At 43.1% G+C, this 14,400-nt stretch carries 13 protein-coding genes and 1 pseudogene; all 14 read left to right on the top strand.

Translation table 11 applies throughout. The features are described from left to right. The first annotated feature begins 8 nt into the window (after positions 1–8). The 14 genes and pseudogenes from QE429_RS16045 (at position 9) to QE429_RS15980 (ending at position 14,391) form a co-directional block, all read left to right on the top strand. Entirely contained in the window at positions 9–1,193 is a 1,185-nt protein-coding gene (locus tag QE429_RS16045) for a thiolase family protein (RefSeq protein WP_307288346.1), read from the top strand. 27 nt (positions 1,194–1,220) lie between these two features. Next, positions 1,221–1,604: a PaaI family thioesterase gene (locus tag QE429_RS16040; RefSeq protein ID WP_307288344.1), complete on the top strand. Its 384-nt coding sequence runs from the start codon at positions 1,221–1,223 to the stop codon at positions 1,602–1,604. A gap of 18 nt (positions 1,605–1,622) precedes the next feature. Then, on the top strand, positions 1,623–2,021 hold the full coding sequence (locus tag QE429_RS16035; RefSeq protein ID WP_307288342.1) for a PaaI family thioesterase: 399 nt from the start codon (positions 1,623–1,625) through the stop codon (positions 2,019–2,021). Between the two features lie 199 nt (positions 2,022–2,220). After that, positions 2,221–2,994 carry an SDR family oxidoreductase gene (locus QE429_RS16030; RefSeq protein WP_307288340.1) on the top strand — a complete coding sequence of 258 codons (774 nt, stop codon included), beginning with the start codon at positions 2,221–2,223 and terminating at the stop codon, positions 2,992–2,994. 195 nt (positions 2,995–3,189) lie between these two features. Next, on the top strand, positions 3,190–4,359 hold the full coding sequence (locus QE429_RS16025; RefSeq protein ID WP_307288339.1) for a thiolase family protein: 1,170 nt from the start codon (positions 3,190–3,192) through the stop codon (positions 4,357–4,359). Positions 4,360–4,448: 89 nt separating this feature from the next. Next, positions 4,449–5,036 carry a TetR/AcrR family transcriptional regulator gene (locus QE429_RS16020; protein ID WP_307288337.1) on the top strand — a complete coding sequence of 196 codons (588 nt, stop codon included), beginning with the start codon at positions 4,449–4,451 and terminating at the stop codon, positions 5,034–5,036. A 27-nt stretch (positions 5,037–5,063) separates the two neighbouring features. Then, positions 5,064–6,740, top strand: coding sequence for a long-chain fatty acid--CoA ligase (locus tag QE429_RS16015; protein ID WP_307288334.1), 1,677 nt, complete (start codon positions 5,064–5,066; stop codon positions 6,738–6,740). A gap of 99 nt (positions 6,741–6,839) precedes the next feature. Then, positions 6,840–7,703 carry a branched-chain amino acid ABC transporter permease gene (locus QE429_RS16010; protein WP_307288333.1) on the top strand — a complete coding sequence of 288 codons (864 nt, stop codon included), beginning with the start codon at positions 6,840–6,842 and terminating at the stop codon, positions 7,701–7,703. Next, positions 7,703–8,735: pseudogene (locus tag QE429_RS16005) on the top strand (branched-chain amino acid ABC transporter permease). Before QE429_RS16010 ends, QE429_RS16005 begins: the two are co-directional and overlap by 1 nt. 2 nt (positions 8,736–8,737) lie before the next feature. After that, the gene (locus QE429_RS16000; protein ID WP_307288331.1) at positions 8,738–9,505 is read left to right on the top strand and encodes an ABC transporter ATP-binding protein; all 768 of its coding nucleotides are present in this window, start codon (positions 8,738–8,740) and stop codon (positions 9,503–9,505) included. Further along, a complete protein-coding gene (locus tag QE429_RS15995) occupies positions 9,498–10,205 on the top strand; it encodes an ABC transporter ATP-binding protein (protein WP_307288328.1) in 708 nt (235 codons plus the stop codon). Before QE429_RS16000 ends, QE429_RS15995 begins: the two co-directional genes overlap by 8 nt. Positions 10,206–10,433: 228 nt before the next feature. Beyond that, a complete protein-coding gene (locus QE429_RS15990) occupies positions 10,434–11,648 on the top strand; it encodes an ABC transporter substrate-binding protein (protein ID WP_307288326.1) in 1,215 nt (404 codons plus the stop codon). Positions 11,649–11,920: 272 nt separating this feature from the next. Continuing rightward, complete coding sequence (locus QE429_RS15985; RefSeq protein WP_307288324.1) at positions 11,921–12,874, top strand: MBL fold metallo-hydrolase; 954 nt, start codon at positions 11,921–11,923, stop codon at positions 12,872–12,874. Further along, positions 12,871–14,391 carry a class I adenylate-forming enzyme family protein gene (locus QE429_RS15980; protein ID WP_307288322.1) on the top strand — a complete coding sequence of 507 codons (1,521 nt, stop codon included), beginning with the start codon at positions 12,871–12,873 and terminating at the stop codon, positions 14,389–14,391. Before QE429_RS15985 ends, QE429_RS15980 begins: the two co-directional genes overlap by 4 nt. Positions 14,392–14,400: the final 9 nt, after the last annotated feature.

Raw genomic sequence — 14,400 nt, 5'->3', positions numbered from 1 at the left:
GGATTTACATGAATGATGATATTGTGATTCTTAGTGCCGTTCGTACACCAGTCGGCAGGTATGGTGGTGCTTTAAAAAGTATCAATTCAGGAACACTTGCCTCTATTGTCATTAAGGAGGCTGTGAAGAGGGCAGGGATTACACCTGATCAAGTGGATGAAGTGATTTTAGGCGAAGTGCGTCAATCCACTGAATCCTCCAATGTGGCGAGGGTGGCTGCATTACGGGCAGGGGTTCCTGAAACTGCACCTGCGTTTACTATTAACCGCTTATGTGCATCAGGACTTCAGGCTATTGCATCGGGTGCCCAGCAAATCTCTAGTGGGCAAGCGGAGATTGTTGTTGCCGGTGGGACAGAAAGCATGAGCAATGCCCCTATCTATTTAAGAAACTCTCGCTTTGGGGGCGATAATGCAAAGTTGATTGATTCGAACACGGAAGCAGGACAACAGCCTCAGGAAATTTACGGAACCCAGTTAGGGATGGGAATCACGGCCGAGAATGTCGCTGAGAGATTTGCGGTTTCACGAGAGGATCAGGATGCTTTTGCCCTTGAGAGTCAATTACGGGCAGCGGCAGCAATTAAAAATAACCGATTTGAAGATGAAATCGTTCCAGTTGAGGTGAAAGGAAAAAAGAGTTCGATGATATTTTCGGTAGATGAACATCCAAGACCGGAAACAACCATTGAAACCTTAAGCAAGCTTAAACCAGTATTTAAGGAAAATGGAACCGTCACGGCTGGTAATGCCTGCGGGCGGAACGATGGGGCGGCTGCTCTAGTCCTAACGTCAAAAAGTCATGCAGATCTACTGGGATTAAAGCCGATTGCAAGAGTCGTGGATTGGACAGTGGTCGGTGTGTCGCCAGAGGTAATGGGAATTGGGCCAGTACCAGCAGTAAAAAAGCTGTTGGAACGAACTGGTCTTAGCCTCTCAGATATCGATTTAATTGAGTTAAATGAAGCTTTTGCCTCGCAGGCCTTATCTGTGATTCGTGAACTGAATTTAGATATGGAAAAGGTGAATGTCAATGGAGGAGCAATCGCGCTTGGGCATCCACTAGGAGCTACAGGTGCAAAAATATTAACCACCTTAATTTACGAACTATCCCGCCAACAGAAAAAAAGAGGCATCGCCACTCTATGTGTTGGCGGCGGGCAAGGAATGGCAATGATGGTGGAGCTTCTTTAAACATTCTTACTTAAAGGGGAAAAATGAATGAAAATGCCCGAAACAACGTCCACATTTTTCGATCATATGGGTTTTAGTGGGAAATGGTCTGATAAGTTTCAATTAGAGTTAGGGATGCAACCACATTTACTTCAGGATGACGGGAGCGTTCATCCTGGGGTTCTCTCCACCATGCTTGATATTACCATGGGAGCGACTATATCTGTAGAAACAAATTCATTCGCCGCTACGATTAACCTCAATCTATCGTTTTTTGATCTTTCACCTAAGGAAAAATATCATGCAGAAACTAAGATTCTAAAAAAAGAAGGAAAATATGTCACAGCAGAAGGGACCATTTACGATCAAGATCATTCCCTTATCGCAAAAGGGATCGGTACTTTTAAGACAAGTCCTATTATACAAGAATAGTAAGTGGGTGAGGAGCAATTGTCAGTATTGAACTCGGAGTTGCGTAAATTGGTGGAGGACAATTCGTTCTATAACCATATTGGTTTTGAACTGGTATCAGAAAAGGAGGAGGAAATCCTTCTTAAGTTAACACTGAAAAGAGAGCTGCTAAACACGAATAAAACCGTTCACGGCGGAGTGCATGCTTCCATGCTTGATGCAATACAATCCATGGTTCTTCGCGCAACCTATCAAACTTCAATTGCTGCTATGAATTTAGATGTCCATTATTTTGCTACAGCTCAAACAGGTATTCTTTTCGCACGTGCGACCATTCTTCAAAAAGGGTTTAAATTGGCTACAGTAGAAGCCGAAATAATAGATGAAAACCAAGTGTTAATAGCCAAAGGTACGGGTCTCTATCGCATTATCAGATAAGATGGATGAATCAAAAGACTTTTCTACGATACTAATGAAGAAATTGTCGAAAGACTGTATGTTGAATATTCTAAAAATTTCTAATATTATAAGATTATTGACATACCAACTAGTTAGTATGTTGGGGTTTTGAGTATTTAGACTAATAGATTGATTGGAAAAGTAACTAATTGAAATGAGATAAATAGGAGGAACACGTATGCATGTAAAGGAACTTTTTGATCTCAAAGGAAAAGTGGCAGTTGTTACTGGGGGAGGCAGAGGACTTGGTCAGCAAATCGCCGAAGGTTTTGCCGAGGCAGGTGCGAATGTCGTGCTTTGCTCAAGAAGAGTAGAAGCCTGTGAAGAGGTAAGTGAAGAACTTAAGAAACTTGGGGTAGAGAGCTTTGCTCTGAAGTGTGATGTCACCAACCCTGAAGATGTCAAAAATGTCGTCGATAAGACAGTAGAAAAGTTCGGGCGGATTGATATTCTTGTCAATAACAGTGGAGCATCTTGGGGTGCACCAGTTGAAGAAATGCCGCTTGAGGCTTGGTACAAGGTCATGAATGTGAATGTAACGGGTACCTTCCTAATGTCTCAGGCAGTAGGGAAAGTGATGCTAGAACAGAAATCAGGAAAAATCATTAATATTGCTTCGGTTGCAGGCTTAAAAGGCAGTAATCCTAAATTCATGAATGCCATTGGTTATAACGCGAGTAAAGGCGCAGTAATTACGTTTACCAAGGATTTGGCCGTCAAATGGGGACCACAGGGAATCTATGTGAACGCAATAGCTCCAGGCTTTTTCCCGACAAAAATGTCAAAAGGCCTGTTAGACTACGGTGGGGAAGCTATTCTCGAAGGTACACCATTGAGAAAGTTTGGTTCTGATACCGACCTTAAAGGAGTAGCGCTATTCCTAGCATCACCTGCCTCTAATTTTGTTACCGGTGACATTATTGTAGTGGATGGCGGAGCGCATGCAATGTAAGAGATTCGCTGATAAATTCCTAGATTCGCTGATAAATGCTAAAGATTCGCTGATAAATTCCTAGATTCGCTGATAAATGCTAAAGATTCGCTGATAAATTTCTAAATTCGCTGATAAAACCCGAAGATTCGCTGATAAATTATTTTTTATTGGATTTTGTAAGTTGTAAACACATTCTAAGGGGGGATTTACACAATGAAAAGAGATGCAGTGATCGTTTCAGCCGTACGTACCGCGATTGGCAGGCAGGGAAGTGCCCTTGCAGGTGTTCCTGCACATGTATTGGGAGCAGAGGTCATTAAAGAAGCGGTAAAACGAGCAAAAATTCAGCCTGAAATGGTGGATGATGTGATCTTTGGCAATGTGCTTTCAGGGGGAGGGAATATTGCTAGATTAACAGCTTTGCAAACAGGTTTATCTCTTGATTTGCCTGGATTAACAGTAGACCGGCAGTGCGGTTCGGGAATCAATGCCATCAACCTTGCTGCACAGGCAATTCGTGCCGGAGATGGAGATGTTTATATTGCCGGAGGTACGGAAAGCATGAGCCGGGCTCCTTATTTAATGGATCGTCCAGAAAAACCATACAGTCCTATGCCGCCAAGTTTCCGGAAATCGCAGTTATCTCCAAAGGAAATTGGGGATCCGCCAATGGGGATTACGGCAGAAAATCTCGTTGAAAAGTATCAGATTTCTCGTGAAGAACAGGATCAGTTTGCTCTCGATAGTCAGCAACGGATGGCTCTTGCAATGGAAGAAGGGCGGTTTGATGAACAAATTGTTCCGATTACGATTCCAGTTAAGAAGGGTGAACCGATTGTCTTTAAGACAGATGAGCATCCAAGACCACAAACCACTTATGAGGCATTGGCAAAGCTGCAGCCTGCTTTTCTAAAAGGAGGAACCGTAACGGCGGGAAATAGCTCAGGATTAAATGATGCCGCATCCGCACTTGTGATTATGTCGAGAGAAAAGGCGGAGGAATTAAATCTCACTCCGCTTGCGGTAATTCGTCACTATGCAGTGGCGGGGGTGGACCCAAACATTATGGGAATTGGTCCTGTTCCGGCGGTTAGAAAAGTAATGGAGAAGTCTGGGTTATCTCTAAAAGATATGGACGTAATTGAAATTAACGAAGCTTTTGCAGCACAGGTTCTGGCTTGCAACCGGGAGCTTGAAATGAATCTGGAAAAAGTAAATATAAACGGGGGAGCTATTGCCCATGGACATCCGCTTGGTGCAACAGGTGCCATCCTTGTCACAAAAGCAGCTTATGAACTAAAACGCTCAGAGGGTCGATATGCCCTTATTACCGCCTGTATCGGCGGCGGCCAGGGTATCGCCACCATAATTGAACGCGAATAAACACTCAGTGGGGTTGGCTTAATAAGTAAAGAGGCAGGGTCATAATTAGTCAACCTCACAGATGGTTTATTGCTGAAAGGATCTATCCGATGAAGCAAAAATTAATGGAGACTGGGATCCAGTTGTTTGATCAAAATGGATTTAAATCTACGTCTGTGCAGGATATTGTTCAATTACTAGGTGTGACGAAAGGTACCTTTTACTATTATTTTACCAGTAAAGAGGAACTGCTAAAGGATATCCACTTGTCCTATATCGAGGAACTGGTAAGAAAACAGGAAGCCATTCTCAAACATTCTCAAACGGATTGTACAAAAAAATTGTATGAAATTATCTTTATGTTAATCAGCAGTATTCGGACGGATCGGCCAAGCGCCCGTATATTCTCAAGAGAGATGAGACATTTAAGCGGAAACTATATCGACGAAATTAAAGGAAAACGTAATGTTTTTCGGAAAAATACACAAAAGCTGATTGAGGAAGGAATTCGTCAAGGGCAATTTAAGTCAAATCTTCGTGCGGACATTTTAACCATGGGGATTCTTGGTATGACGAATTGGAGTTTTTACTGGTTTAACCCAGACGGGGAGGTCCCTGAGGAAAAAGTCGTGGAGATCTATGTGGATATGATCTTAAATGGAATATCCAAAAATGATAGCGTTTACAAGTGGATCTAATAATCTATTGAACTAGGAGGATATGTAATGCTTACTCTTCATTACGAATACTGGCCAAAAATTTCTAAATCATTGAAAGTCCCTGCAACATCGTTATATGACAACCTCCGAGTGAGTGCAGCCCGTTATCCGGATCAGGATGCTATTTTCTATTACGGCAATAAGCTTTCCTATCAACAGCTGGATGAGGAAGTAACTGCTCTTGCTGGCTATTTACAACATAAACTTGGAGTGAAAACAGGAGATAAGGTACTGCTTTTTATGCAGAACTCACCTCAATTTGTCATTGGCTACTATGCAATTTTAAGAGCCAATGCAGTGGTGGTTCCTATTAATCCAATGTTAGTGGCGGATGAATTGAAATTTTATGTGCGAGATTGTGAAATCAAAACAGCTCTAGCAGGGCAGGAATTATATGATCGAATCCGTCCGTTGTTTGGAACTACTACTTTAGAGAATTTACTAGTTGCAGCATACTCAGATTATGCAGGGACTGGGTTTGAAGAAATGCTTCCTAAAGAGGTAGAAGCTCCGAGGGCTTCTTTTTCGGAGCCAGGTCATTATCTTTGGAACGATGCGCTACAGGCCAATCTCACTCCAACAGAACATACAGCAAAGGCAGATGATCTTGCCTGCCTTCCATATACGTCAGGAACAACCGGTCTGCCAAAAGGGTGTATGCACACAAACAGAACAGTGAACGCCAATACAGTGGGGGCCTATCACTGGTCAAATACCACTCCAAACGCGGTTCATTTAATGTCCCTGCCACTTTTCCACGTAACTGGAATGGTGCACAGTATGCACATGCCAATTTATAGCGGAAGTACGATGGTCATTCTAACTAGATGGAATCGGGATGCGGCAGTTGAAATGATTAAGTCACTTCAATGTACCCACTGGGTAACGATTGCTACCATGATTGTTGACTTCCTAGCCAATCCAAGGCTTAAAGCAGAGGATATCGCTTCCTTAACATCGATTTCTGGTGGGGGTGCGGCCTTACCTGAAGCAGTGGGTGAAAAGCTATTTAATTTGTGTGGTCTGCGATTTGTTGAAGGATACGGCTTGTCGGAAACCATTGCACAAACACATTTCAATCCGGCTGAGCGCCCGAAAATGCAATGTCTCGGGATCCCATCCTTTGATGTAGATGCTAGAATCATTGAACCGGCAACAGGAAAAGAACTAGGTGTAGGGGAAGTAGGCGAAATAATCGTGAATGGTCCACAGGTCATGGTAGGCTACTATAACCGTGATGATGAAAATAGAAGTGCGTTTATCGAAATTGATGGAAAACAGTTTTTTAGAACAGGTGATATTGGACGCTATGATGAGGAAGGCTATTTCTTCATAGTCGACCGTGTCAAACGGATGATTAACGCTTCAGGTTATAAAGTTTGGCCAACTGAGGTGGAATCGTATTTGTATAAGCACCCTGCGATCCAGCAGGCATGTGTAGTGGGTGTTCCTGATCCGAGAAGAGGAGAAACGGTCAAGGCTTTCGTTATTTTAAATGAAGGCTTTGAAGGAAAAGTAACAGAGGATGAAATTATTGAGTGGTCGAAACAGCATATGGCCGCCTATAAGTACCCTAGATTCATTGAATTCCGTAATCAGTTTCCTATGACCTCTAGTGGAAAAATCTTGTGGCGTACACTCCAGGAAGAAGAAAAAGCGAAAGTGGCAGATAAGGTACAGTAAATGTGGGTTCAGTAAGGGGGCCGACCGAATGGAACGCTCCCTGGCTGCCAGATGTTAGTAGGTAATGATGAAACTTAGACAAAATATAAGGGGGAAGCTATGGAGATCCTTATTCAGCAGCTGTTTAATGGCTTAACCATTGGAAGTGTTTATGCCCTAGTGGCTCTAGGGTTAACGCTTGTGTATGGAATCCTGCACATTCCTAATTTTGCGCATGGGGCATTGTACATGATGGGCGGATACATAACCTTAACGATGATGACCAAATTTGGTCTTCATTATTGGGTCGCCATATTCGTTTCTATTCTTGTTGTCGGTCTGATCGGTGTCATGATGGAGAGGTTTGTATTTCACCCGCTCAGAGAAGCACCGCCGATTCATGACAAAATTGCTGCCATTGGAATTCTCTTATTCTTAGAAGCTTTTGCCCAATTTTATTGGGGGGCAGAATATCAAAGTATGCCGACTCCTTACGGGCAAGTCGTTCAATTATTTGGCTTGACGTTTACTATGCAGCGGATCCTAATTGTTGTAGCTGCGATTGTCGTCATGCTCCTTCTCTATCTTTTCTTGAAAAAAACATTCACTGGTGCAACCATCATTGCCATGTCACAAAATCGGGAAGGGGCGAATCTTGTTGGGATAAATACGAACAAGGTTGCCATGTTAACCTTTATGATTTCTGGCGGGCTAGCCGCAATTGCTTCCTCTCTCTCAGCACCTATTAATCTAGTCTTCCCAGGGATGGGACAGCTAGTCATTCTAAAGGCCTTTGTAATCATCATCCTCGGCGGTATGGGAAGCATTCCTGGAGCCATTGTCGGGGGATATATTTTAGGCTTTAGTGAAAGCTTAGGCGCAACCTACATTTCCAACGACTACAAAGACATTATTGCCTTCGTTCTCCTTGTCATCATCTTAACGTTAAAACCAACTGGATTGTTTTCTAAGGGGGGACATTAATGGGAAAGGTATTCAATCAAAGAAATGTGATTATTGTATTAATCCTATGTGCTGTCGGGTTCCCAATAGTATCCAATAACAATTACTTCATCCACATCATGACACTTTCTTTTATTTTGGATGATAGGAGTATACGGTTTGAATTTACTAGCTGGTTATACGGGCTATCTTTCACTGGCCCATGCTGGCTTCTTTGGAATAGGAGCTTACTCTTTAGGGATTTTAACGGTAAAAGCAGGGATGAATTTCTGGGGCGCTTTCTTTTTATCTCTGGTCATTACTAGTGTACTAGGTTTCCTCGTGGGCTTAATCGCCTTACGGACGAAAGAACACTTCTTTGCCATTTATACCTTATGTTTGGGTTACATTATCTATCTCATTATTGATAAATGGGACAGCTTAACAGAGGGTGTCCGGGGGTTGATCGGAATTCCAGCACCAGCAGGGATTGGACCAATAACCTTTGATTCAGAGGTATCTCATTATTATTTAGTTCTTTTCTTCTTGCTTTTAGTGGTGCTAGTCATGTATCGGATTATTCACTCGTTATCCGGTCGGACCTATATTGCTATACGAAACAGTGAAGACCTCGCACAAACGATTGGAATTTCCACCATGAAAAATAAATTAACAGTCTTTGTGCTTTCCACCCTATTTGCCGGATTATCTGGAGCCCTATATGCTTCCTTTGTCCGTTTTATTGGCCCGGACATTGGCTCCATTACAATCACCTTTGACCTCTTAACGTATTTACTTGTGGGAGGAATTGGCACGCTTAGCGGACCATTGGTCGGAACGTTTATTATCGTTTGGCTTTCGCAACAACTCCAGGATTTTCAGCAATACCGGATGCTCATTTTCGGTCCTGTCTTAACCTTGTTAATCATTTTCTACCCTCGTGGAATTGTAGGAGCGGTTTCAAATATGTTGGCTAAGCGGAAGTTGAAAAAAGAACAGCTGCACTACCCAACTATGGCCCGCTCTAACAATAAGCCATTTATCGACCGGGAAAAGCAAGTAGAGGAGGTCTAGGGATGCAATTTTTGGAGACGAAAAATCTAACAAAGAAGTTTGGCGGCCTTGTGGCTGTAAATAATGTTGATTTTGCAATAGAGCAGGGAAAAATCAATGCCATTATTGGACCCAATGGAGCAGGGAAATCCACATTTTTCAACTTAATTAGCGGTTTCCATCGACCCAGCTCAGGACAGGTTATTTTTAAAGGACGGGATATTACTACTTTGCCTTCCAATAAAATTGCTGAGCTTGGAATTGCCAGAACTTTTCAAACGACCAATTTGTTTGAACAATCCACTGTTCTGGATAATGTCATTGTTGGACATCGTCTTCGTACCAAGTCCAACTTGCTAGATGCGGTCCTTCGAACACCTCGTTTAAAAAGTGAAGAGAAACAATGCCGGGAAAAGGCAATGGAAGTTTTGGAGTTTGTTGATTTAAACCATACCGCTAATAAACTCGTCGGTAGCTTAACACAGGAGGAAAAGAAGCGTACCGCCTTTGCTCTGGCGTTGGCAACCGACCCGGAAATCGTGTTTCTCGATGAACCGGCAGCCGGAGTCAACCCGGATGAAACGGAAGGATTAGCAGAGTTAATGAAAAAGATGGTGAATAAAGGAATTACCGTTTGCTTAATCGAGCACAAAATGTCGATGATCATGAAGATTGCCGATAAGATTATGGTTTTAAACTATGGGGAAAAAATTGCCGAGGGGAGACCTGAGGAAATTCGGAACAATGAAACGGTCATAAAAGCGTATCTGGGAGGGAGCGCCATTGCTTAGTTTACAAAATGTCTCTGTCAAATATGGGAGTTTCACGGCCGTTCAAGACATCAATATTGAGGTGAACAAAGGAGAAATCGTTGTTTTATTGGGCTCAAATGGTGCGGGTAAAAGTACCACCTTTAGGACCATTAGCGCTCTTAGTAAGCCTTCTTCTGGGGACATTCTTTTCGAAGGTAAAAGGTTAAATCGAACATCAGCAGACCAGATTGTAAAATTAGGGATTGGTCAATGCCCAGAAGGAAGGAAATTGTTCCCTGCCATGTCGGTTCAAGAGAATCTTCGGATGGGTGCCTATGTTCACCGCCGCAAAAAGGAAGAATACAAGCATTCTCTTGAGCATGTGTATGAGTTATTTCCTATCCTGAAGGAAAAAAAGAATGATGCGGCAGGCTCTCTTAGTGGTGGTCAGCAGCAAATGCTAGCGATTGGCAGAGCACTGATGTCAAAACCTAAGTTGTTGCTACTGGATGAACCATCCATTGGCCTTGCTCCATTAATTGTGGAGCAAATGTTTGAGGTTATTCAAAAAATAAATAAGGAAGGCACCACTATTTTACTTGCGGAACAAAATGCAAATGCTGCCTTAAAAATCGCTGATAAAGGCTATGTATTTGAAAATGGATCGATCGTCCTCCAAGGAACGTCAGAAGAGTTATTTGCTAATGATGAAGTACGAAAGGCGTATATTGGCGCTTAATTGAGTGTATAATTTTCGACTTCGAGAACTGTCTAGCTCCAGCGCCTAGCCCCTCGAATCAAATAACCTTCGGCAATAAAAGTCAAAAAGCGGACTTTTCTTGCCGAAGAACATTTGCCTGTCGGGGCTGACCAAGGCGCTTACGCTTTTCTTATTAAGGGGGTGAGGGACGAAGTTTTTCATCACTGTCATTTTCTGAAGATTTGTAAAATATAAGGGGGAAAACCAATGAAAAGAATGAAATCCTTTTTGATGATGAGTTTCATTTTCGTAATTATTTTCAGTCTGGCAGCATGTAACAGCACATCCGAAAAACCGGCTAATACGAAACCAGCTTCCGGAGGCGGCGGTGACAGTACTTCTGATGCAGCAGGTACAGTCAATATTGGATACACGGGTCCATTAAGCGGTCCAGCTGCCTTTTACGGAGAGCGCACATTAAACGGTGTCAAGATGGCGGCTGAAGAGATTAATGGTGCCGGCGGATTTGAAGTTGGTGGGAAGAAATACAAGCTGAACATTGTTTCATTGGATGATAAATACCTGCCAAACGAGGCTGGGGCCAACGCCAAACGATTAATTCAAGAGAACAAAACTCCTATCATTTTCACCCCTCACAGCGGTGGTGTCTTTGCCCTTCAGGTTTTCAACCAACAGGATAAGTTTCTTATTGGCGCCTACACGAGTGAACCAAAGGTTTCAGAGGTGGGCAATAACCTAACGGTGCGAATTCCTCCACGATATGATGGATATCTTAAACCATTTACTGAATACGAAATGAAGAAATTCGGTAAGAAAATTGCCTTCCTTCCAACTGCATCCCAATACGGGAAAGACTGGTCGGAAAAGTTAAAGGCTTACTGGGAAAAACAAGGTGGTAAGGTTGTGTACAATTCTGCCATCGATTTTACCAAGGAAACTGATTTCTTCACGACTGTAACGAATGCCTTAAAGGAAAAGCCAGATGTATTATTTATCGGGGGTGCGTCTGAACCAACTGCAAAGGTAGCGAAACAAGCACGTGAGCTTGGATTTAAGGGCGGCTTCATTGTCATGGACCAAGCGAAATTCGACGAAATGAAAAAGGTAACAGGCTCATATGATATGCTAAATGGTTCCATTGGCGTTATGCCTCTAATCGAATCGAAAAGCCCAGCCATTCCTGATTTTGCGAAGAAGTATAAAGAAAAGTATGGTGAGGATCCTGGATCCGAAGCCGGTCTAAATTACATTGCAATGTACATTTTTGTAGAAGCAATGAAAGCGGCAGGTTCTGTTGATGACGCGGAAAAAATCCAAGCCAAAATGCAGGATGGCGTAAGCAATATTCCTGATAATGTGAAAATCTATGAATTTACGAAGTTTACCGGCGGCGGCTTTGATGGTGAGTTAGAGGTAGCAGCCGTTGAGGAAGGTAAAATCGTTCCGATTAAGCTTAAATAATAATCAAAACAAGTAATATTTCCCCCTTGTGAAAAATTCATCCGCAAGGGGGATTTAATAGTTTTTTGGAATACCTACACATAATCCGTGTTTACTAGAAATATAGTCTATTGGTCAAACCTCCTGCGGATGAGATTAGGCCTACTGGACCAAAATCATTTAACAAACGGAAGAAAGGTCTCCTAGAGGGGCTCTATGCGACCGAAACTTCTTAAAGATCAAAAGATGGCGCATTCCAAGCCTTTTATCATTCAGAAAGGAGGAGCCGTCATATGTATAAAATTGTTCCTCTAGAACTGCAAACGCACTTTGCTGAAGGAACGGTGAACGCATTCTTGGCAATTGGTGAAACCGTGACCTTAGTGGATACAGGAAACCCCGGCAAAGAATCCTACCAGCAGCTAAAGAACCAACTACATAACCATGGCGTTCGATTAATAGATATCGACCACATCGTCCTGACTCACATCCATATCGATCACGCAGGTGCCATTCCCTTTTTACAGGAAGAAAGGGACATACCAATTTATGTGCATGAACAGGCGAGTGGTTCTATTAACACTGACATTCACGAATATGAAAGAGTCCAGCGATTTTTCAACCACTTCTTAGAAAGTTGTGGTGCTGACCCGGAAAGACACATCATCAAACGTCCTTTTCAAGAAGAAATTTGGCGTAACGTTCACTATGTAAAAGAAGGGGACCAGCTTTTGTTAGGAGGAAGGAAGTTTGAGGTGGTACATGTTCCCGGGCACAGCCAATGTGATATGTTGCTGTGGAACCGAGAGACGGGGGATACCTTCGCGGGCGACCATTTGTTGAAGGCCTTTTCTGTCAATGCCTTTATTGAACCGCCTGAACGTGTAGAACGTAGTCGTCCCAAACCATTATTACAATATCGGCAATCTCTGGAAAAGATTAGCCAGCTGCCGCTTGGAGTGATTTATCCCGGCCATGGGGAGGCATTTACAAATCACTTACAACTGATCGAAACAAGATTGAAGGAACAGGAAAAGCGGTGCGACCAAATCCTATCTATTCTTGGTGATGGTAATAAAAGCATTTTTGAGATTTGTAGTGTCATGTATCCTCGGTTAAAAGGTCGAACCATTTTCTTGGGATTGTCGCAGATACAGGGTCATCTGGATTTGCTTGAACAAAGAAAGCTGGTTAGCTGTGAAAAAAAAGGTTCCATAGTGATGTATCGAAGGGAGCGGATCGAATGAATCTTAGAGAGCTACTGGAAACAAATATTTCTAATTTTGGTGAGTATCCTTTTATATTTTTCAAAGAGAAGACCTACACAAACGTGGAAACGAAGCAAATGGCAGATCAGTTTGCCCACGGTCTGCGGAAGCTCGGAATAAATAAGGGTGACCGGGTTATGGTTTGCATGCCGAATGGCCCGGAAGTACTCTTTGCCTATCAAGGGATTACAAGAGCGGGGGCAATCATTGTGCCCGTCATGTTTACCCTTCATCCGAAAGAACTTCACTATATCGCTGAGAAGTCTGGTGCAAAAGCAGTGATCACCTCCTCGTACGTTTTAGCGAATGTGAAAAAATCGTTGGAAGGATTGGAAGAGCAGCCGGTGTTAATGGTTGTTGATCAGCCATCCACAGAACAGGTGAAAAACTTTTACGATGTGATGGTTTCGAGCGATTGTCCATTTGATCATGATGTAACGGATACGGATACAGCGGTAATTTTATACACTTCAGGAACAACTGGAAACCCAAAAGGAGTCCTGTTAACACATAAAAACCTATTTTCTAATGCGGAGAACTCGGCGAAACATAACGAGACAGAGCGGGGAACAACACTCGGTGTCCTGCCGCTTGCCCATGTGTATGGCTTAACGGTTTCCAACGTCTGTTATCTTACCGGAAGCTCGATCGTTGTTTTTCCTACCTTTGATGTAAATGGTGTGTTCCAGGCGATTGAAACTTACAAAGTACGATCTTTTTCGGCTGTACCAGCGATGATTCATGCCATGCTTTCCTTCCCACAGGCGGATCAATACGATACCTCGAGTCTGGAATCTGTCGGTTCTGGTTCTGCCCCACTGCCGGTCGCTTTACTACATGCCTTTGAGCAGAAGTTTGAGGCTAAGGTATATGAAGGCTATGGCTTATCTGAAGCTGCACCGGTTGTGACGGCCCATCGGAAAGGGATCGAGATTAAACCTGGCTCTGTCGGGATTCCAATTCCAGGTGTTGAAGTGAAGATTGTCAATGAGGATGGAGAGGAGGTTCCTGCTGGTGAAGTAGGAGAATTGATAGTCCGTGGTGACAATGTTACTCCAGGCTATTATCAAAATCCGGAGGAATCAGGGCGTGTGTTGAAGGCTGGATGGCTTTACACCGGAGATATGGCTCGAATCGATGATGAGGGTTACGTCTATATTGTTGACAGGAAAAAGGACTTAATTATTCGAGGTGGTTTTAATGTGTATCCTCGTGATGTAGAGGAAATATTAAACGGCCATGAGCAGGTGTTTGAAGCGGCCGTTGTAGGTGTTCCTGATGAACGAATGGGGGAAGAAATGGTCGCCTGTGTCGTGAAGAAGCCCGGTTCAGAGGTAACAGAAGAAGAGCTGATCCGCTACTGTCAGGACCATTTAGCGAAAAATAAAACTCCTAGAAGAATTGTTTTTCTTGAAGTGTTACCAAGGAATGGAGTCGGAAAGATTTTGAAAACGCATCTTCGCCAAACCGCGTCTGAATTGGTAATCAGACCGTAAAGGGAATAA

The organism is Bacillus sp. SORGH_AS_0510 (assembly GCF_030818775.1).
GTDB lineage: Bacteria > Bacillota > Bacilli > Bacillales > Cytobacillaceae > Neobacillus.
Note: the sequence above shows the minus strand (reverse complement) of the source record. Positions and strands in the feature narration are given on the sequence as shown.

Coding starts and splice junctions, on each gene's coding strand:
- QE429_RS16045 (WP_307288346.1), top strand. CDS start 9: ATGAATGATGATATTGTGATTCTTAGTGCCGTTCGTACACCAGTCGGC.
- QE429_RS16040 (WP_307288344.1), top strand. CDS start 1,221: ATGAAAATGCCCGAAACAACGTCCACATTTTTCGATCATATGGGTTTT.
- QE429_RS16030 (WP_307288340.1), top strand. CDS start 2,221: ATGCATGTAAAGGAACTTTTTGATCTCAAAGGAAAAGTGGCAGTTGTT.
- QE429_RS16025 (WP_307288339.1), top strand. CDS start 3,190: ATGAAAAGAGATGCAGTGATCGTTTCAGCCGTACGTACCGCGATTGGC.
- QE429_RS16020 (WP_307288337.1), top strand. CDS start 4,449: ATGAAGCAAAAATTAATGGAGACTGGGATCCAGTTGTTTGATCAAAAT.
- QE429_RS16015 (WP_307288334.1), top strand. CDS start 5,064: ATGCTTACTCTTCATTACGAATACTGGCCAAAAATTTCTAAATCATTG.
- QE429_RS16010 (WP_307288333.1), top strand. CDS start 6,840: ATGGAGATCCTTATTCAGCAGCTGTTTAATGGCTTAACCATTGGAAGT.
- QE429_RS16000 (WP_307288331.1), top strand. CDS start 8,738: ATGCAATTTTTGGAGACGAAAAATCTAACAAAGAAGTTTGGCGGCCTT.
- QE429_RS15990 (WP_307288326.1), top strand. CDS start 10,434: ATGAAAAGAATGAAATCCTTTTTGATGATGAGTTTCATTTTCGTAATT.
- QE429_RS15985 (WP_307288324.1), top strand. CDS start 11,921: ATGTATAAAATTGTTCCTCTAGAACTGCAAACGCACTTTGCTGAAGGA.
- QE429_RS15980 (WP_307288322.1), top strand. CDS start 12,871: ATGAATCTTAGAGAGCTACTGGAAACAAATATTTCTAATTTTGGTGAG.